Annotated in this window: 15 protein-coding genes; 1 reads left to right on the top strand and 14 read right to left on the bottom strand. The window is 71.5% G+C overall.

Features of this window, described 5'->3' with window-relative positions; genetic code table 11:
* Positions 1-97: 97 nt before the first annotated feature.
* From ACZ52R_RS02885 to ACZ52R_RS02920, 8 genes are all read right to left on the bottom strand, one after another.
* Complete coding sequence (locus ACZ52R_RS02885; protein ID WP_465663768.1) at positions 98-1,825, bottom strand: carbamoyltransferase family protein; 1,728 nt, start codon at positions 1,823-1,825, stop codon at positions 98-100.
* 529 nt (positions 1,826-2,354) lie between these two features.
* Entirely contained in the window at positions 2,355-2,960 is a 606-nt protein-coding gene (locus ACZ52R_RS02890) for a dienelactone hydrolase family protein (RefSeq protein ID WP_465663767.1), read from the bottom strand.
* Positions 2,961-3,061: 101 nt separating this feature from the next.
* A complete protein-coding gene (locus ACZ52R_RS02895; protein ID WP_465621440.1) occupies positions 3,062-3,934 on the bottom strand; it encodes an ABC transporter permease in 873 nt (290 codons plus the stop codon).
* A complete protein-coding gene (locus tag ACZ52R_RS02900; protein ID WP_465663766.1) occupies positions 3,931-6,708 on the bottom strand; it encodes an alpha/beta fold hydrolase in 2,778 nt (925 codons plus the stop codon). The genes ACZ52R_RS02895 and ACZ52R_RS02900 overlap by 4 nt, the downstream gene beginning before the upstream one ends.
* 223 nt (positions 6,709-6,931) lie before the next feature.
* Positions 6,932-7,405 (bottom strand): GNAT family N-acetyltransferase, encoded by a 474-nt coding sequence (locus tag ACZ52R_RS02905; protein WP_465621444.1) that lies wholly within the window; start codon positions 7,403-7,405, stop codon positions 6,932-6,934.
* Between the two features lies 1 nt (position 7,406).
* Complete coding sequence (locus tag ACZ52R_RS02910; RefSeq protein WP_360505388.1) at positions 7,407-8,345, bottom strand: RluA family pseudouridine synthase; 939 nt, start codon at positions 8,343-8,345, stop codon at positions 7,407-7,409.
* Positions 8,346-8,406: 61 nt separating this feature from the next.
* Entirely contained in the window at positions 8,407-9,042 is a 636-nt protein-coding gene (lspA, locus tag ACZ52R_RS02915; RefSeq protein ID WP_465621654.1) for a signal peptidase II, read from the bottom strand.
* A 172-nt stretch (positions 9,043-9,214) separates the two neighbouring features.
* Entirely contained in the window at positions 9,215-9,679 is a 465-nt protein-coding gene (locus tag ACZ52R_RS02920; protein WP_360505385.1) for a TraR/DksA family transcriptional regulator, read from the bottom strand.
* Between the two features lie 677 nt (positions 9,680-10,356).
* Here ACZ52R_RS02920 and ileS point away from each other — a divergent pair.
* A complete protein-coding gene (ileS, locus tag ACZ52R_RS02925; protein ID WP_465621448.1) occupies positions 10,357-13,488 on the top strand; it encodes an isoleucine--tRNA ligase in 3,132 nt (1,043 codons plus the stop codon).
* 185 nt (positions 13,489-13,673) lie between these two features.
* Here the strand turns inward: ileS and ACZ52R_RS02930 are convergent, their stop codons facing one another.
* From ACZ52R_RS02930 to ftsZ, 6 genes are all read right to left on the bottom strand, one after another.
* Positions 13,674-15,080: a DivIVA domain-containing protein gene (locus tag ACZ52R_RS02930; RefSeq protein WP_465621449.1), complete on the bottom strand. Its 1,407-nt coding sequence runs from the start codon at positions 15,078-15,080 to the stop codon at positions 13,674-13,676.
* Positions 15,081-15,139: 59 nt separating this feature from the next.
* The gene (locus ACZ52R_RS02935; protein WP_030060143.1) at positions 15,140-15,421 is read right to left on the bottom strand and encodes a YggT family protein; all 282 of its coding nucleotides are present in this window, start codon (positions 15,419-15,421) and stop codon (positions 15,140-15,142) included.
* Positions 15,422-15,520: 99 nt separating this feature from the next.
* Positions 15,521-16,135 carry a cell division protein SepF gene (locus tag ACZ52R_RS02940; RefSeq protein ID WP_360505471.1) on the bottom strand — a complete coding sequence of 205 codons (615 nt, stop codon included), beginning with the start codon at positions 16,133-16,135 and terminating at the stop codon, positions 15,521-15,523.
* Between the two features lie 307 nt (positions 16,136-16,442).
* A complete protein-coding gene (locus ACZ52R_RS02945; protein WP_360505379.1) occupies positions 16,443-17,252 on the bottom strand; it encodes a YggS family pyridoxal phosphate-dependent enzyme in 810 nt (269 codons plus the stop codon).
* On the bottom strand, positions 17,252-17,983 hold the full coding sequence (pgeF, locus tag ACZ52R_RS02950; protein WP_360505377.1) for a peptidoglycan editing factor PgeF: 732 nt from the start codon (positions 17,981-17,983) through the stop codon (positions 17,252-17,254). Before pgeF ends, ACZ52R_RS02945 begins: the two co-directional genes overlap by 1 nt.
* Positions 17,980-19,206, bottom strand: a complete 1,227-nt coding sequence (ftsZ, locus tag ACZ52R_RS02955) for a cell division protein FtsZ (RefSeq protein WP_465621450.1) — start codon at positions 19,204-19,206, stop codon at positions 17,980-17,982. The genes pgeF and ftsZ overlap by 4 nt, the downstream gene beginning before the upstream one ends.
* Positions 19,207-19,429: the final 223 nt, after the last annotated feature.

Here is a 19,429-nt window from a genome sequence, read left to right on the forward strand (position 1 = left end):
CCCTCAAACGGGCCGAACACCGCGACTGGCCACCACCCGCTCCGGCCATCGTCACGATCGCCGGACCGGGCAGGACCTTAAATCACCGGCATTGGGCCTAGCCGGACTGCCGCGCCATGAAGGTGTTGGCGGAGTCCTTCCAGACCAGGTACACGTCGTCGACGAGCAGCAGGTCGATCACCTCGTCGGCCAGCGGGTCCAGCGCGTCGCGGTGCGATCCGACGATCGGCTCCTCGTGCTTGTTGAACGAGGTGTTCACCAGCGCCGCCTGGCCGCTGCGGTCGTACCAGGCCATCAGCAGCTCGTGCAGGAACGGGTCGTCCTGGGCCCGGACGATCTGCGGGCGGGCGGTGTTGTCGACGTGCACCACCGCCGGGCAGGCCTTGGCGAACGTCTCGTGGCAGTCGTAGGTGATCGTCATGAACAGCGCCGACGGCTGCTCGGGCTCCCAGCCCACGTAGCAGTCCGCCGCCAGGTCCTCGGCGGTGATCGGCGCGAAGGGCATGAACTCGGTACGGTTCAGCCGCTTGTTGAGCCAGTCGTTCATGGTCACGTCGGCGGTGCCGTAGATGACGCTGCGCCGGCCGAGGGCGCGCGGGCCGAACTCCATCCGGCCGCGGTAGGTGCCGATGACCTGGTCCGCCTCCAGTGCGCCCAGCAGCACCTCCTGCATGGACTCGCCGATCCGCCGGTAGCGCAGCTCGGGGTAGTCCCGCAGGAGCTCCTCCAGCCGGCCCTCGGAGATCGCGGCGTCCGGCCCGAGCGCCATCGAGGGCACCCGCGGGCGCTCGCCGGTCTCCCGGTGGGCCACGATCACGGCGGTCTGCAGCGGCAGCCCGCCGTCGCCCATCGGCGGCAGCACGTAGATGTTCCGCACGCCCTCGGTCTCGAAGATCCGCTGGTTGAGCTTGACGTTGGCGAACACGCCGCCGGACAGGCAGACGTTGCCGCTGGGCACCCGGCCGACGTGCCGCGCCACCACGGCGGTCAGCAGGTCCTCCACGTGCCGCTGGGCCGCGGCCGCGACGTCGGCCGGCTCGTGGGTGGCGATCTCGGCCAGCAGCGCCTCGGAGTAGCCCTCGTAGGACGGCTGGTACCAGTCGCCGCAGCGGGCGCGGATCGCGCCGTTCTCCTCGACGTCGATCATCCGCCGCATCAGCGGGAGGAGCTTCTCCGGGTCGCCGTTGGCGGCCAGGCCGGTGATCTTGCCCTCGTGGCGGTTGGGGCGGAAGCCGAGCAGCTTGGTGATCCGACCGTAGAAGTAGCCGAGGCTGTCGATCGAGGTCTCGCGCTGGAGCACCTCCTCGCCGCCGGGGAAGTAGTGCGTGACGGTCAGGGACTGGAAGTCCCCACGGCCGTCGCAGGTGACCACGAGGGCGTCGTCGAACGGGGAGCAGAGGTAGGCGCCCAGCCCGTGCGACTCGTGGTGGTCGACGTGAACCACCTTGCCGCGCAGCCCGTTCGCTTCGATGAAGGCATCGAACTCGCCGCGCTTCTCGCGGTCGTTCTGAATTTCGTCGGATATCCGCTTGCGGAGGTGCGGAAGCGCCTCGGGGCGCAGCCTGGCCTCCTCCGAAATGCGGTCCACATAGAGCAGCAGGTGCTTTTCGGCGCTGAATCCCGCCTGCCACCCGTAGGCCACCCGGTCGACATCGGAAAGGGTGACCCCGGCCTCCTTCAGGACGTAGTCGATCGACTGCTCCGGCCAGGCCTTGTGGTCCTTGATCCGGGAGAAGCGCTCCTCGCTGACGGCCGCGACGACCGTTCCGTCCTGAACCAGGCAGGCGCCGGCCAGGTCGTTGTTGGTGATTCCGAGAACAAGCATGTGCCGCCCCAATGATTAGTCGCGGGAATGGCTCGCCGGCATTTCCGCGGATTCGGCGAACTGGTGAGGTGGAGTGCACCGCGACTCTATGGAGTGGTTTCCCGGGAGATCAACGACGCCGTGGGAAATCCGGTCAACCTGACCACCCGTCGGACGGTGACGCCGGGGCGGCCGTTTGGTTAACAACAGTTCGTAGCTCGATCATCCGTGCTGGCAGAGTGACACATGCTCGACAAGAGGTCTGGACCACTACCCTGTTGATCACTGTGGGTAGCTGTCCGGAAACAGTCTTTCCGACCCGCGAACCGGTGCGCGACCGGCACTTCCGCCACTTCCCGACCGTCCCCCCGGCGCCTCACCACTCGTGCTCCACCGGTCACATGACGCCTCGTCAGCCCCACGCGACGTCGGCGGCGACGTCGGCGGTCTCCACCCCTGGAAACGCCGAAGGCCAGACCGAAGCCTTCGCTTCGACCTGGCCTTCCCGGACCCGCGACCTACTGACGGCCCCCGTCAGCCCTGCTGCCCGTCAGTCCTGCGGTCCCCGCCAGTCCTCCTGCCCGTCCACCTCCACCAGGAAGTCCAGCGACGCCGCCCAGGCCCGCTCCGCCGCCTGCTCGTCGTAGTCCGGCAGCTCCGGGTCGGTGAACAGGTGCCCGGCCCCCCGGTAGCGGTGCACCTCGACCTCCGCCCCGGCCCGCCGCATCCGCAGGTACCAGGCGTTCAGCCAGTCCTCCGGCTCGAAGGGGTCCGGCTCCGCGATGTGCAGCTGGACGGGGATCGACGTGGCGGCGTCCTCCCGCAGGTCCGAGGTGCCGTGCAGGAGCAGCAGCCCGCGCGCCTTCTCGTCGGCCAGCGCCAGGTTCTGCGCGACGGCACCGCCGAGCGAGAAGCCCGCGTACACCAGCCCGCCCTCGGACACCGGCGCGGCGGCCGTCACCGCTCGCTTCAGCAGTTCGTCGCGGCCGCCGATCTCCTCCTGGAACTCCTGCGCCTCCTCGACCGAGTCGAAGGTCCGCCCGTCGAACAGGTCCGGCGTGTGCACGGTGTGTCCGGCGACGCGCAGCCGGTCGGCGGCGGCGTGCACGGCGGGGCGCAGCCCGTAGGCGGAGTGGAAGAGGACGATCTGGGCCACGGTTGGGGTCCTTCACCTGCAGAGGTCAGCTACCCACCCATGATCCCCCATGTCCCACCCGCCGCCACGACACCACCGGGCCCCATGACACCGTCCGGGCCCTACGACACCACGTCCTTGCGCGCGAACCCCCGGAACGCGAGCGCCAGCAGCACCGCCGCGTACGAGAGCGACAGCGAGACGCCCTGCACCATCCCGCCCCATTCCAGTTGCGGCTGCAGCGCGTCCGCCCAGGCGTACTGCCAGTGCGCCGGCAGCCATTCCCGCAGGTCGCCGAGCGCGGTGACGGCGTCCAGCACCCCGGTGATGATCGACGCGAACACCGCGCCGCCGACCGCGCCCAACGGCGCGTCCGTCGCCGTGGACAGCCAGAACGCGAGGGCCGCGATCACGATCTCGCTCAGGAAGACGAAGGCCACCGCGATGGCGATCCTGGGCAGCGCCTCGCCGGCCGGCAGGCTGGCCCCGGCGGGCAGCTTGAGGTCGCCCCACCCGTAGGCGGCGGTCCCGACGACCAGTCCGATCGCGGGCAGCATGACCACGGCGACCGCCGAGAACACCAGCCCGACCGTGAACTTGCGGGCCAGCAGCCGGGCCCGGGGCACGGGCGCGGCCAGCAGGTACCGCAGCGAGGACCAGCTGGCCTCCGAGGCGACGGTGTCCCCGCAGAACAGCGCGACCGGGATCACCAGCATGAAGCCGGTGCCCACGAAGAGCATGGTGACCGCGAAGTTGGCGCCCGAGGCGGTGGCCAGCTCGATGAAGGTGGTCCGGTCGGGTCGGCCCGGGGTGCCGCCGATCTGGAACGCGGCCAGGAGGACGAACGGCATGGCGGCCAGCACCGCGCCGATCACCAGGGTGCGGCGCCGGCGCAGCTGGCGCATCGCCTCCACCCGCAGCGGCAGCGTCCGGCTCGCCCGGTACCCCTCCGCGTGGTCAGCCGAGACTGCGGAGACCTCCGAGACCTGGCTCATCGCTCGCCACCTCCGATCAACGACAGGAACGCGTCCTCCAACCGCCGCTGCGGCCCGGCGCTCTGCACCGGCACCCCCAGCCGCACCAGCTCCGCGAGCAGTTCGCTCGCGGCCAGGCCGTCGAGCCGTACCAGCAGCCCGTCCTCGACGGCCTCCGCCGAGCCGACCCCGGCCAGCGCGGCCACCTTCTCGGCCGCCGACTCCGGGTCGTACGAAGCGGCGACGCCGATCATCAGCAGCTCCGACGACCCGACGATCTCACTGACGGCACCGGCCGTCACCAGCTTCCCTCGGTCCATCACGACCAGATCCGTACAGCTCTGCTCGACCTCGGACAGCAGGTGACTCGAAACGATCACCGTCCGCCCGCCCGCTGCGTACCGGATCATCACCTCGCGCATCTCGCGGATCTGCGGCGGGTCCAGCCCGTTGGTCGGCTCGTCCAGGATCAGCAGGTCCGGCATCCCGAGCATGGCCTGCGCGATCGCCAGCCGCTGCCGCATGCCCTGCGAGTACGTCCGCACCGCGCGGTCCAGCGCCTCCCCGAGCCCCGCGATGGCCAGCGCCCCCTCGAAGCACGCGTCGGCCTCCGGCCGCCCGGTCGCCTGCCAGTACAGCCGCAGGTTGGCCCGCCCGGTGAGGTGCGGCAGGAAGCCCGCTCCCTCCACGAACGCCCCGACCCGCGACAGCACCGGCGCCCCGGGCCGCACCAGGTGCCCGAAGATCCGGATCTCCCCGGCGTCCGGCCGGATCAGGCCCATCAGCATCCGCAGCGTGGTGGTCTTGCCCGCGCCGTTCGGCCCGAGCAGCCCGAGCACCTGCCCCTGGTCCACCCGGAAGCCCAACTCCCTTACGGCGTAGCGGTCCTGGGAGCCCTTGTAGCGCTTGCTCAGCCCGCTGATCCGCAGCGGGACCGCGGCCAGCTCCGGATCGAACTCCGGGCCGCCGGCCGCCCGCCGACGCCGCAGCCGCGGCGTCAGCACCAGGCCCGCAGCCACCACCACGGCGGCCAGCGGCAGCAGCCAGGTCCGCGCGGGCAGCGGCGCCGCTTCGGTGACCAGCTCCTGAACGGTCGGCGCGGTGATCACCCCGGCCGGCGCGACCTGGTAGGTGGCCGACTCGACGGGCGAGGCGTACGCGAGGTCGGTGCTCGCCAGCACCAGCCGCACCCGGTGCCCGGCCGGGAAGGTGTGGTCCACCGTCGGCAGCGCCACGGTGACCGTCCGCCCGGCGTCCGCGCCGGTGACCCGCAGCGGCGCGGCGAGCTGCTGCGGCAGCACCGCCTTGCCGTCCGGCCCGACGTCGTACAGCTTCGCGAACAGCACCGCGTCCGGCCGGTCCGCCTTCACCCGCACCGGCACGGTCGGCTGCCCGGTCAGGTGCAGCGGCGAGTCCAGCGGCGGCGAGTCGAAGGCGGCGTTCTGCCCGGGGAAGTCCAGCGACAGCCCGGCGCCCAGCGAGGCGGCCTGGCTCAGGGCGCCGATGCCCGGCAGCGTCGAGATCCCCGGCGGCGCCCCGCCGGGCGGGTTGGCGATGGTCTTCTCCCCGCCCGTCACCGCGACGGCCCGCGAGCCCGTCCCGCCGAGCCCGGGGTAGCGGTCGGCGGTGGCCCCGCGCAGCACGGCCTGGAAGCCGGTGGAGTCCACCCCGCCGGTCCGGGTCACCCGGAACGCCGGCCCGGTGTCGTTGCCGCGGCCTCGCAGGTAGTGCTCGAACCAGGCCGTCACCCGGTCGTCGACCCGCGCGCTGGTGTCCGTCCCCCCGTCGTGTCCGCCGGCGAACCAGTCCACCGCCACCGGCGCGCCGTTCGCGGCGATCGCCTGCGCGATCCGGTCGCCCTGGTCGAGCGGGAACAGCGAGTCCTGCTGCCCCTGCACCACCAGCGTGGGCGCCTTGAGCTGCGCGGCGACCGAGGACGGGCTGGAGCGGTCCAGCAGCGCGACGGCCTCCGGGTCGGCGTGCCCGGCGGTGGCGACCCGGTCGTACATCTGGCAGAGCGACTCCAGGAACCGCCCGCACCCGGCCTGCCCGTCCGCCATCGGCTTAGCCTCGCCGCCCTCGCGCGGCGCACCGCCGGACGGCCCGAGGTCCCCGGCCGAGCCGGTGGTGAAGAAGATCCCGGCCCACAGCTTCTTGAACACGCCGTCCGCCGCGGCCGAGCCCTGCACGCCCTGCGGGAACAGCGCGTCCGCCAGGTTCCACCAGGTGATCTGGGTCGCCACCGCGTCGATCCGGTGGTCGTACGCGGAGGCCAGCAGCGAGATCGCCCCGCCGTACGAGGCGCCGGTGATGCCGACCTTCGGGTCGCCGGGCCCGTCGAGCTGCACTTCGGGCCGCTGGGCCAACCAGTCCACCAGGTGCCGGACGTCCTCGACCTCGCGGTCCGGCGCGTTGAGGCCGATCTTGCCGCCCGAGCGGCCGAACCCGCGCGCCGACCAGGTCAGCACCGCGTACCCCTGCCGGGCGAGCTGCTGGGCGCGTTCGCGCTCGCCCTCCTTGGAGCCGCCGAAGCCGTGCGCCAGCAGCACCGCCGGACGCGGACCGCTTCCGGCGGTGAAGAACGAGGTGTCCAGCTGGACCTGCTGCGTGCCGCCGGGCGTCTCCGGCATGCTGAGGAAACGGTCCTCCTGTCGGACCGTCTGCTCACCGCCGGACGCCACTGTCGCCGTGCCCACCCCGGCCACCGCCACCAGGGCGACCGCACCGGCCAGCACCCTTCGCCTGACCGTCGTACCCCGGCCGCGCCAGCGACGCCATGCCCCACCGAACTCCATGGCCGCTGATCGTATCCGCCGTCCGGGTAGGCGCCTGATAAGCACCCCTGAAGCCGGCCCGCCGTGAGCCCGGTTCACCCCACTACGCCCGGGTTGCGTACGGCTCCGCCTCGCCTCTCCCCCACCCCCGAAACCCACCCCCGAAGCCCACCACCGAACACGAATTCCCCGCGCCCCGACGGGGCGCGGGGAACCGCGCGAAACGCAAGGCCTACAGCGCCGCCTACAGCACCCGGGTCATCGTCCGGTGCGGAATCCCGGCGTCGTCGTACACCGGTCCCTCCGCCACGTACCCGAGCCGCTCGTAGAACCCGAGCGCGTGGACCTGCGCGTGCAGCTCCACCTCCGAGGCCCCGCGCTCCGCCCCCGCGGCCTCGATCGCCCGCACGAGCTGCGCCCCCAGCCCGGTCCCCCGGGCCGCCGGCAGCACCGCGAGCCGCCCGAGCAGCACCCGCCCCTCGACGCCCCCGGTCAGCTCCCGCGCCTGGTCGCCGAAGATCAGCCGCCCGGTGCCGAGCGCGGCCCCGTCGGCGCCCACCGCCAGCAGGTGCACCGAGGTCCCGTCGTACCGGTCGTACTCCAGCTCCTCCGGCACGTTCTGCTCGACGATGAACACCTCCCGCCGGACCGCCCGCACGAGCGCCAGGTCGGCGTCACCCTCGGCGACCCGGATGGCGATCCCCACGCCAGTGCTCATGTCAGCTCTCCGCCGCGATGACGTCCAGCGCGCCCTGCAGGTCGGCGGGGTACTCGCTGGAGAACTCGACCCACTGCCCGTCCGACGGGTGCTCGAAGCCGAGCGACACCGCGTGCAGCCACTGCCGGGTCAGCCCGAGCCGCTTGGCCAGCGTCGGGTCGGCCCCGTACGTCAGGTCGCCCACGCACGGGTGCCGCAGCGCGGACATGTGGACGCGGATCTGGTGGGTGCGCCCGGTCTCCAGCTTGATCGCCAGCAGCGACGCGGCCCGGTACGCCTCGATCAGGTCGTAGTGCGTGACGGACGCCTTGCCGTCCTGGGTCACCGCCCACTTCCAGTCCGAGCTGGGGTGCCGCCCGATCGGCGCGTCCACGGTGCCGCTCATCGGGTCCGGGTGCCCCTGGACCAGCGTGTGGTACCGCTTGTCGGTGATCCGGTCGTGGAATTGCCGCTTGAGGTCGGTGTACGCGCGCTCGGACTTGGCGACGACCATCAGGCCCGAGGTGCCGACGTCCAGCCGGTGCACGATGCCCTGCCGCTCGGCCGCGCCCGAGGTGGAGATCCGGTACCCGGCCGCGGCGAGCCCGCCGATCACGGTGGGGCCGGTCCAGCCCGGGCTGGGGTGCGCGGCGACGCCGACCGGCTTGTCGACCAGCACGATGTCCTCGTCGTCGTGGACGATCCGCATGCCCTCGACGTGCTCGGCGACGATCTGCACCGGGGCGGCGGGGGCGGGGATCTCGACCTCCAGCCAGGAACCGCCGGTCACCCGGTCCGACTTTCCGGCCACGGCGCCGTCGAGCGTCACCTTGCCGTCGGCGGCCAGCTCGGCGGCCTTGGTCCGGGAGAAGCCGAACATCCGGGCCAGGGCGGCGTCGAGGCGTTCGCCCTCCAGGCCGTCGGGAACGGGGAGGCTTCGGATCTGCGCTGCGGTACTCACCCGTACGAGTATGCCGGAAACCCGGCCCGCCCCTTCCCGGGGCGGGCGGGCGGCCGCCGCGCTACTCCTCCTTGCCACCCTGCTGGTGGACGGTCCCGTCCGGGTTGCTGCCCCGGAAGGACAGCAGCACGACCAGGATCCCGCCGCAGACGATCGCCGAGTCGGCGAGGTTGAAGACCGCGAAATGCTGGACGGAGATGAAGTCCACGACGTGTCCGCGGAAGACGCCGGGCCAGCGGAACAGCCGGTCGGTGAGGTTGCCCAGCGCCCCGCCGAGCAGCAGTCCGAGCGCGATCGCCCACGGCAGGCTGTACAGCCGGCGGGCGATCCGCCAGATCACCACGATGACGGCGGAGGCGATCATCGTGAAGACGACGGTCAGGGCCTGGCCCATGCCGAACGCCGCGCCCGAGTTGCGGATCACCTGGAAGGTGACGACGTCCCCGATCACCTTGATCGCCGAGTGGTTCTCCAGCTTGGCGACGACCAGCAGCTTGCTGGCGAGGTCGATCAGGAAGGCGAGGACCGCGATGACCAGCAGTACCCCGATCCGCCGCGGGCCCTTGGGCTTCTCCGCCACCGTCGGTTCGTCCACGGACGCCGCCTCGGACGGCTCGGCCACGGGCACCTCCACGCCATCGGCGGGGGACGGGACTGCGTCGTCCCGGGTCTGGGGGGAACCTTGCGTACTGATGATCCGCTCCGCTGCCGATGGAGCTCCCCCGGCGTAGGAGGGGGAGGGTGGTGGGCCAGTGCCGACCCGACCGCGTCCGCAACCACGAACAGACGAGTCAGGCGACGTTACGGGGTCGAGCGTACGGCAAGCCCGACCCCCCGCGTCGCTCCGGTCGCCCGGTTCGGCAGCCGGTTCAGCGGCGTTCCTGCTTGGCCTTGCACTGCACGCAGAGCGTCGCCCGCGGGAAGGCCTGCATCCGGGCCTTGCCGATGGCCTTTCCGCAGGACTCGCAGGTGCCGAACCCGACGCCCTCCAGCCGGCCCAGGGCGCGCTCGGTCTGGGCGAGGCTGTCGCGCGCGTTGTTGGCCAGCGCCAGCTCGCTCTCCCGCGAGATGTTCTTCGTCCCGGCGTCGACCTGGTCGTCGCCGGCCCCGTCGTTGGAGTCGCGCATCAGACCGGAGATGGCCGCCTCGGCGGCGTCGATCTCGTTCTGCAGCCGCTCCAGCTCGCCGATCAGCTCGTTGTGGAGCTCGTGGACCTCCTCGGTGGTCCACGGATCCTCGCCGGGCCGGACCGGCAGCGTTGCCGGGTCCACGGACTCGGCCCCACGCGGCACGGTGACGGTGTCGGTGCTGGACTTCGGTGCGGTAGTGGTCACGGTCCCCTCCCCTGGATCGACCGCCACGGCCTTGCGTGCCCGCTTGGTGGCGGTACCCGCGCCGGTTCCCTTCTCAGCCATGGCTTCGACTCCATCTACGAACGAATCGAGCCGCCGGTTCCCGGCGGCTTCCAGTGCCGGAACGATAATCCCGATCAAAACCGGTCACAACATGACATACCGACGCCTCATGACGATCCCACCCAGGCAGCCGCCCCAGCCGCCACGCCCCTCGCGCTGACAGGGTTGTGCCCACATCGCCCCCGCCTAACCACCGCCCCGACCACCGCCCTGACCAGCCCCGCCACCAGCCCGGCCACCAACCCGGCCGCCCGCCCCGGAGGCCGCCCGCCCGAAACGGTTTGGACAAACCGACTCGCCCGGCCGATACACTGGCCCTGCAAGGCGCAGATGGGACGAGTACCGACGTACGCAGCCACGAGCGACCCGGGGATGGTGCGAGCCCGGGGGTGTGCACGACGGGAAGATCACCCCGGAGCCGCCGGAAGAACGGCCACCGCGAAGCCCGCGGCGGTCCACTAGACCCGGCAGCAAGCCCAAACAAGAGGGCCGCAACGCAGCACCGCGGCCAAGGAGGGTGGTACCGCGGGGCGGCCTGGCCGTCTCGTCCCTCCGGAGGATCCAGTCCCAGCATCCGCCGGAGGTAGACGCCCGCGATGAGCAGCTCCTACAACCCCGTCCCGGCGCAGGTGGACCTGCCTGCCCTGGAGCACCAGATCCTGTCGTTCTGGCAGGACAACAAGATCTTCCAGCGCAGTCTGGAACAGTCCGAGGGCCGCCCCGAGTGGGTCTTCTACGAGGGCCCGCCGACCGCCAACGGCATGCCCGGCGCCCACCACATCGAGGCCCGCGTCTTCAAGGACGTCTTCCCGCGCTACCGGACCATGAAGGGCTACCACGTCGCCCGCAAGGCCGGCTGGGACTGCCACGGCCTCCCGGTCGAGCTCGCCGTCGAGAAGGAGCTCGGCTTCTCCGGCAAGCAGGACATCGAGGCGTACGGCATCGCCGAGTTCAACGCCAAGTGCCGCGACTCGGTGACCCGCCACACCGACGCCTTCGCCGAGCTGACCACCCGCATGGGGTACTGGGTCGACCTGGACTCGGCCTACCGGACGATGGACCCGTCGTACGTCCAGTCCGTCTGGTGGTCGCTCCGGCAGATCTTCGACAAGGGCCTGCTGGTCCAGGACCACCGGGTCGCCCCCTGGTGTCCGCGCTGCGGCACCGGCCTGTCCGACCACGAGCTGGCCCAGGGCTACGAGACCGTGGTCGACCCCTCGGTCTTCGTCCGCTTCCCGCTGACCAGCGGCCCGCTGGCCGGCCAGGCCGCCCTGCTGGTGTGGACCACCACCCCGTGGACCCTGGTCTCCAACACCGCCGCCGCCGTCCACCCCGAGGTCACCTACGTGGTGGCCACCGACGGCAACGAGAAGCTGGTCGTCGCCGAGCCGCTGGTCGCCAAGGCCCTCGGCGAGGGCTGGGAGACCACCGGCGAGTCCTTCACCGGCGCCGAGATGGAGCGCTGGGCCTACCGCCGCCCCTTCGACCTGGTCGAGATCGAGAACGCGCACTACGTCCTCAACGCCGACTACGTCACCACCGAGGACGGCACCGGCATCGTCCACCAGTCCCCCGCCTTCGGCGCGGACGACCTCGCGACCTGCCGCAAGTACGGCCTGCCGGTGGTCAACCCGGTGCTCGCCGACGGCACCTTCGCCCCCGAGGTCCCGCTGGTCGGCGGCCAGTTCTTCAAGAAGGCCGACGAGGCCCTGGTCGCGGACCTCAAGGAGCGCGGCCTGCTCTTCCGCCACCTGCCGTACGAGCACAGCTACCCGCACTGCTGGCGCTGCCACACCGCGCTGCTCTACTACGCGCAGCCGTCCTGGTACATCCGGACCACCGCCGTCAAGGACGCGCTGATCCGCGAGAACGAGGCCACCAACTGGTTCCCTGAGACGGTCAAGCACGGCCGTTTCGGCGACTGGCTGAACAACAACATCGACTGGGCGCTCAGCCGCAACCGCTACTGGGGCACCCCGCTGCCGATCTGGCGCTGCGAGGAGGGCCACCTCACCTGCGTCGGCTCGCTGGCCGAGCTGACCGAGCTCACCGGCACCGACCAGAGCGGACTCGACCCGCACCGCCCGTACATCGACGCGGTGACCTTCGCCTGCCGCGACTGCGGCGGCACCGCCACCCGCGTGCCCGAGGTCATCGACGCCTGGTACGACTCGGGCTCGATGCCCTTCGCCCAGTACGGCTACCCGTACCAGAACAAGGAGCTGTTCGAGAAGCGCTACCCGGCGCAGTTCATCTCCGAGGCGATCGACCAGACCCGCGGCTGGTTCTACACGCTGATGGCGGTCGGCACCCTGGTGTTCGACAAGAACAGCTACGAGAACGTCGTCTGCCTGGGCCACATCCTGGCCGAGGACGGCCGCAAGATGTCCAAGCACCTGGGCAACATCCTGCAGCCCATCCCGCTGATGGACCAGCACGGCGCCGACGCCGTCCGCTGGTTCATGGCGGCCGGCGGCTCGCCCTGGTCGGCCCGCCGGGTCGGCCACGGCACCATCCAGGAGGTGGTCCGCAAGACCCTCCTCACCTACTGGAACACCGTCGCCTTCCAGGCCCTGTACGCCCGCACCTCGAACTGGGCGCCCTCCGCGAGCGACCCGGCCCCGGCCGACCGCCCGCAGCTGGACCGCTGGGTGCTCTCCGAGCTGAACACCCTGGTCCGCGAGGTCGACGCGGCCTTCGAGGCGTACGACACCCAGCGCGCCGGCAAGCTGCTCTCCGGCTTCGTCGACGACCTGTCCAACTGGTACGTCCGCCGCGGCCGCCGCCGCTTCTGGCAGGGCGACGCCGCCGCGCTGGCCACCCTGCACGAGGCGCTGGAGACGGTCACCCGCCTGATGGCCCCGCTCACCCCGTTCATCACCGAGCAGGTCTGGCAGGACCTGGTCGTCCCGGTCGTCCCGGACGCCCCGGCCTCGGTCCACCTGGCCACCTGGCCACAGGCCGACGAGTCGCTGATCGACGCGGACCTCTCCCGGCACATGGCGCTGGTCCGCCGCCTGGTCGAGCTGGGCCGGGCCACCCGCGCCGAGTCCGGCGTGAAGACCCGTCAGCCGCTCTCCCGCGCGCTGGTCGCCGCCCAGGGCTGGGAGGAGCTGCCCGCCGACCTGCGCGCGCAGATCGCCGAGGAGCTCAACGTCTCCACCCTGGAGTCGCTCGCGGAGGTCGGGGGCTCACTCGTCGACACGAGCGCCAAGGCCAACTTCCGCGCGCTGGGCAAGCGTTTCGGCAAGGGCGTGCAGGACGTCGCCAAGGCGGTCGCCGCCACCGACGCCGCCCGCCTGGCCGCCGAGCTGCGCGCCGACGGCGAGACCCGCGTCGAGCTCGACGGCGAGACGATCACCCTTTCGCCGGACGAGGTGATCATCACCGAGACCCCGCGCGAGGGCTGGGCCGTCGCCAACGAGTCCGGCGCCACCGTCGCCCTCGACCTGGCCATCACCCCGGAGCTCAAGCGCCTCGGCGTCGCCCGCGACGCCATCCGCCAGATCCAGGAGGCCCGCAAGAACTCCGGCCTGGACGTCGCCGACCGCATCGTCCTGCGCTGGCGCGCCGCCACCGAGGAGACCGCCGAGGCCATCGCCGAACACGGCCCCCTCGTCGCCGAGGAGGTCCTCGCCACCGACTTCGCCGCCGGCGCAGCCGACTGGGACTCCGAGACCTTCACCGACGACTCGCTCGGCCTCGCCTTCCAACTCCGCAAGGCCTGACCCCCGGCGAAGCCGCCGTCACCCCCGGGTGACGGCGGCTTCGCCATACCCACACCCACCCCGCGCCCCTCCCCCGAACCCCCGGTCCGGCCCCGTCTCCACCCCCACCCGCCCACACAAGAAGGCGCCCCCTCCCCGACCCGGAGGTCAGAAAGGGGACGCCCTCAGAAGGCCCTGCTACAACCTCAGTTGTCGCCGTCCTCGTCGATCAGGAAGCCCCGCATCGGCGCCGGAGCCTGCTGCATCGGCTGCGGCGGCTGCGGCCGGACGGCCGCCATCGGCTGGGTCATCCCGGCCGGCTGCATCTGCGGAGCACCGCTGTTGCCGACGTTGGGCTGTCCACCGAAGCTCGGCGCCGAGGTGTTGCCGCCGAAGGAGCTGTTCCCGCCGAAGGACGGCGAGCTGCCCCCGAAGGACGGCTGGTTGCCACCGAAGCTCGGCGCACCGCTGCCCATCGCACCGGCACCGGCCGACGCCATCGACGAGGCTGCCGGCGGCAGCGACGCGGTGGCGGGGATCCGCGGCGGGGCGAGCGAGTCGTCGGCCTGCGACTCCAGCTGACGGAGCTGGGTCTCCAGGTACGACTTCAGACGCGTGCGGTACTCACGCTCGAACGCCCGCAGGTCCTCGACCTTGCGCTCCAGCGTGGCCCGCGCGGACTCCAGGGAGCCCATCGCGACGCGGTGCTTCTCCTGCGCGTCCCGCTCCAGGGCGTCGGCCTTGGCACGGGCGTCGCGCTCGAGGCCTTCGGCCCGGCTGCGCGCCTCGCCGACGATCTTGTTGGCCTCGGAACGGGCCTCGGAGATCGCCTGGTCGGCGGTCTGCTGGGCGAGCGCCAGCACGCGGGCCGCGCTGTCGCCACCGGGGCCCTGCTGCTGCATCGGGGCGCCGAGCGGGCCGCCCATCTGCTGCGGGTTGCCCATCTGCTGCTGGCCGCCCATGGGGCCGCCCATCTGCTGCATCTGCTGCTGACCCATGCCCTGGCCCATACCCTGGCCCTGGCCCATGCCCTGGCCCATACCCTGGCCCATCGGGTTGCCCATCTGCTGCGGGCCACCGGGGCCGCCCATGGGCTGGAGCATCTGACCGCCCATCGGCTGGACCAGCTGCTGCTGGCCGCCCATGGTCTGGTTCATCTGCTGCTGGCCGCCGGCCGGCGGCAGCTGCGGGGCGGAGCCGGCGGGCAGGCCGAGCGGCTGGTTGCCCATCTGCTGCTGCGGGCCACCGGGGCCCATCTGCTGCGGACCACCCTGACCCATCTGCTGCTGCGGGCCGCCGGGGCCCATCTGCTGCGGGCCGCCCGGGCCTTGCTGGCCGGGGATCGGCGGGCCGGATATGGCGGCCGGGACGGGGGCGCCACCCTGACGGGGGGCGTCCTGCGGCGGCTCCTTGCGCAGGTTGGCCTGGTTCTGCGCGGCGGCACGAGTCGCGGCGGCCAGCTTGGCGCGCAGGTCCTCGTTCTCCCGGAGGAGGCGCGTCAGCTCCGCCTCGACCTCGTCGAGGAAGGCATCGACCTCGTCCTCGTCATAGCCTTCACGCAGGCGGACGGTCGTGAACTGCTTGTTCCGAACGTCCTCGGGGGTCAATGGCATCTCTTCACCTCAACGTGATCGTCGGCACACCGGCATCCTGTCGCATCGCTCACCTACGACTAGGGGTGCACAAGCGAGATCAGGACATACACAATGATCATCAGTACGAAGAAGGACAGGTCGAGCGCCACGCCCCCGAAACGCAACGGCGGAATGAGCCGCCGAAGAAGCTTGAGCGGCGGATCCGTGACAGTGTACGTGGCCTCCAGGACCAGGACCATGGCCTTGCCAGGCCGCCACGAACGCGCGAACTGGAAGACCCAGTCCATGACCAGTCGCACGAGCAGGAACACCAGGAAGACGGTCAGGGCGTAGTAGAGCACCGCCCACACGATGTCCATCGCGTTTTCCCTCTCCCCGGTCCCGAGCCCTCGGGCCCGCCCTCGTCACCTGTCGCTAACCCACTGTTGATCAGATCCACACGTAAAGTCGTGGCCGGGTCAGCTCTGGTTGAAGAACCCACCCTCGGCGATCCGAGCCTTGTCCTCCGCCGTGACATCGACGTTAGCAGGCGACAGCAGGAACACCTTCTGTGTCACGCGCTCGATACTGCCGTGCAGACCGAAGACGAGTCCAGCGGCGAAGTCTACGAGCCGCTTCGCATCCGTGTCGTCCATCTCGGTCAGATTCATGATCACAGGAGTGCCGCCACGGAACTGTTCCCCGATGGTACGGGCCTCGTTGTAGGTCCGGGGGTGCAGCGTGGTGATGCGGTAGGGCTCTCGTTCGTTCACTACCTTGGGCATGATCACCGGGGCGCTCTTCTCCAGGTTGTGGCGGCGTTCGGGTGTGATGGACGACACGGGGGCCATCCTCGGGGTCTCCTGTCGGATCGGCACCGCCGCCGGCACCGGCTGCGGAGTGATCGAGGAGACCGGGGCGGGCGTGGCGGCGGCCGGGGCGGCCGGCCGGGGGATGTCCTCGGTCCGCTGTCCCGTCCGGATCGGCTCGGGGTCCGCGTCGTAGTCGTCGTCGGGGTCGTACCCCTGGCCGTCGTACGTCTCGTCCTCCACGAGGCCGAGGTAGACCGCCATCTTGCGCATTGCGCCGGCCATGCTCCTGTCTCCTCCGCTCATGGCCACCGAGCTGGCGCCCGGTGGCTACTCCGCGAAGCCGCGCCCCGTCCGATGGTCGCTCGCTTCGCTCACTCCGTGGGACCGGATCCGTCTCCCGGCGGCCGGGGCCGTACGGCCCTGCCTGCGGATTCCACGGTCCATCCACGACGGCGCGTCAGGCCGACGGCCTGTCAGGGTTCGTGGAGTGGGGTCCGCGGAGCTGCGATCCACGGTTCGCTAGCGCTCCGAAGAGCTGCTAGATTCTGTCCTATTTTGTCCTGCAGTCTGATCTACTTACCCGGTGACGTTACCTGAGGGGTGACCTCACTCCGAGTACCGCCGTTCCGACGCGCACATGTGTCGCTCCGGCGGCAATCGCCTGCTCAAGGTCGCCGCTCATGCCTGCGGAGACCATGGTGGCAGCAGGATGGGCCGTCCGTACGCCGGTTGCGATTTCCGCCAGCCGATCGAAGGCCCGGGCCGGGTCTCCGGCCAGCGGCCCGGCCAGCGGAGCGACGGTCATCACACCGTCAAGCCGCAGCCCGGGCGTGTCGGCGATGGCGTCGGCCAGCCGCGCGACGTCCTCCGGCGCGACCCCGGCCCGGTGCGCGCCCTCGCCGTGCGCCTTGTCCAGCGCCACCTGCACCAGGCAGCCCAGCTCGGGGCGCTCCGACTTGAGCACCGCCGCGGAGAGCGACTCGACCAGCCGCAGCCGGTCCACCGAGTGCACGTGGTTCGCGTATCCGACGACCGAGCGCACCTTGTTGGTCTGCAGCTGTCCGACGAAGTGCCAGTCAAGAGGAAGGTTTCTGCACTGCTCCGCCTTGGGTGCGGCGTCCTGGTCGCGGTTCTCCGCGACATCCGTCACACCCAGTCCGGCCAGCAGCGCGGTGTCCTCGGCGGGGTAGGTCTTGGTGACGACGATCAGGGTGACCTCGTCCCGGGAGCGCCCGGCGGCCGCACAGGCGGCCGCGATCCGGCGCTCGACCACCTCGAGGTTGGTCCCGAGCTCCTCGTACCGGGCCCGTCGGCCCTCCGTCAGCGCACCCAGCCAGTCCTGACCGGGCGAGAAGGGGCCGGGACCACCCGGGAACGGTCCGTAGATGTCATTCGTCATCAATGATCGGAGCCCAACCAGACGTAGCTCGCGAGCCGACCCGTGCGCTGCTCGCGGCGGTAGGAGTAGTGATCGGCGGATTCGAGGGTGCAGACCGGTGACCGCACCGGCTCCTTGACCCCCATCGCGGCCAGCTGGGCCGCGACTCCCTCCGGCACGTCCAGGGCCGGGGTCCCCCAGGAGGTCTCGGCGAAGGCCTCCGGCACCACCGCGGCGACCTCGGCGCGCAGCTCGGCCGGCACCTCGTAGCAGCTGCCGCAGACCGCGGGCCCGGTGGCGGCGGTGATCCGCCCGGGCTCGGCCCCCAGTTCGACCATCGCCCGGACCACCGCGGGCACCACCCCGGCCGCCAGCCCGGGCCGGCCCGCGTGGGCCGCGCCCACCACGCCGGCCACCGGGTCGGCCAGCAGCACCGGAGTGCAGTCGGCGGTCAGCACCGCGAGGGCGAGCGGCCGGTCGGTGACCACCGCGTCCACCGTCGGGGCCGCCCCCAGCGGCTGGCGCTCCGTCACCACGGCGACCTCGGCGCCGTGCACCTGGTTCATCCACACCACGTCGGCCGGTTCGATCCCCAGCTCCCGGGCGGCGAGCGCCCGGTTCTCCCGGACGGCCCCCGGGTCGTCCCCCACGGCGCCGCCGAGGTTGAGCTCCCCGTACGGCGAAGTGCTCACCCCGCCCCACCGGTCGGTGAAGGCGAAGTGAGCACCCGCGTGTACCGCGTGATCGATCACTTAAGGAAGTCCGGGACGTCGAGTTCCTCGGCCGGGCTCTCCACGTAGGGCTGCCGGACCGGCTGCACCTGCGGCGGCACCGGGGCGGCGGCGGTCGTGGTGGCCGGGGTCTCGGCCCGGGTCGACGCGGCCGGGGTCTCCTCCGAACGGGACGCCACCGAGCCGATGCTCCCGTACGACGGCCGGCTGGCCGGGCGGTCCGGGGCGGCCGGCGGGGTGGCCGGGCGGTCCGAGGCGGTGGACTTGACCACCGGGTCACGGACGATCGCCGGCGGCTGCCCGCCGTCGAAGCCGGCCGCGATGACGGTGACCCGGACCTCGTCGCCGAGCGCGTCGTCGATGACCGCGCCGAAGATGATGTTGGCCTCGGGGTGGGCGGCCTCGCTGACCAGCTGGGCCGACTCGTTGATCTCGAACAGGCCGAGGTCGGAGCCGCCCGAGATGGAGAGCAGCACGCCTCGGGCGCCGTCGATCGAGGCCTCCAGCAGCGGCGAGGAGATCGCCATCACGGCGGCGGCCTTGGCGCGGTCCTCACCGCGGGCCGAGCCGATGCCCATGAGGGCCGAACCGGCCTCCGACATGACGGACTTGACGTCCGCGAAGTCGAGGTTGATCAGACCCGGGGTGGTGATCAGGTCGGTGATGCCCTGGACACCGGAGAGCAGGACCTGGTCGGCCGAGCGGAACGCGTCGAGCACGCTGACCTGGCGGTCCGAGATGGACAGCAGCCGGTCGTTGGGGATCACGATGAGGGTGTCGACCTCTTCGCGCAGGCTCGCGATGCCGTCCTCGGCCTGGTTGGCCCGGCGCCGGCCCTCGAAGGTGAAGGGGCGGGTGACCACGCCGATGGTCAGGGCGCCCAGGGAGCGCGCGATGTTGGCGACGACGGGCGCGCCGCCCGTGCCCGTGCCACCGCCTTCACCGGCGGTCACGAAGACCATGTCGGCCCCCTTGAGGACCTCCTCGATCTCCTCGCGGTGGTCCTCGGCGGCCTTGCGGCCGACCTCGGGGTTGGCGCCGGCGCCGAGGCCCCGGGTGAGTTCACGGCCCACATCGAGCTTGACGTCGGCGTCGCTCATCAGGAGGGCCTGCGCATCGGTGTTGATCGCGATGAACTCGACGCCCTTGAGACCGACCTCGATCATCCGGTTGATGGCGTTGACACCACCGCCGCCGATTCCGACGACCTTGATGACTGCGAGGTAGTTCTGCGGTGCTGCCACGTCGAAGGCCTCTCGCCTCGAATTTCCGGGTCGGCCCGGCCCGGCGAGGGTCCGTTCCGACGGATGTCGATGGGTAGGGAGCCTGGTTTCTGACTGAATGTCCGAAATGCCGACCGCCGACCCCAACCCTAAACTTGACCTTTAGGGTTAGTCCTGTGCCTTCGTCACATCACCAAGTGGCACAGTCTGGTGACACAGGACACTAGGTGGCTCTTGGCACGTG

The sequence above is a fragment of the Kitasatospora sp. NPDC034023 genome (assembly GCF_055575795.1).

What these genes read in the sequence shown, in the direction of transcription:
- ACZ52R_RS02895 (WP_465621440.1), bottom strand. Translation starts at nt 3,934, where the DNA reads ATGAGCCAGGTCTCGGAGGTCTCCGCAGTCTCGGCTGACCACGCGGAG.
- ACZ52R_RS02945 (WP_360505379.1), bottom strand. Translation starts at nt 17,252, where the DNA reads ATGACGAATGACATCTACGGACCGTTCCCGGGTGGTCCCGGCCCCTTC.
- ACZ52R_RS02885 (WP_465663768.1), bottom strand. Translation starts at nt 1,825, where the DNA reads ATGCTTGTTCTCGGAATCACCAACAACGACCTGGCCGGCGCCTGCCTG.
- ACZ52R_RS02930 (WP_465621449.1), bottom strand. Translation starts at nt 15,080, where the DNA reads ATGCCATTGACCCCCGAGGACGTTCGGAACAAGCAGTTCACGACCGTC.
- ileS (WP_465621448.1), top strand. Translation starts at nt 10,357, where the DNA reads ATGAGCAGCTCCTACAACCCCGTCCCGGCGCAGGTGGACCTGCCTGCC.
- ACZ52R_RS02935 (WP_030060143.1), bottom strand. Translation starts at nt 15,421, where the DNA reads ATGGACATCGTGTGGGCGGTGCTCTACTACGCCCTGACCGTCTTCCTG.
- ACZ52R_RS02905 (WP_465621444.1), bottom strand. Translation starts at nt 7,405, where the DNA reads ATGAGCACTGGCGTGGGGATCGCCATCCGGGTCGCCGAGGGTGACGCC.
- ACZ52R_RS02900 (WP_465663766.1), bottom strand. Translation starts at nt 6,708, where the DNA reads ATGGAGTTCGGTGGGGCATGGCGTCGCTGGCGCGGCCGGGGTACGACG.
- ACZ52R_RS02940 (WP_360505471.1), bottom strand. Translation starts at nt 16,135, where the DNA reads ATGGCCGGCGCAATGCGCAAGATGGCGGTCTACCTCGGCCTCGTGGAG.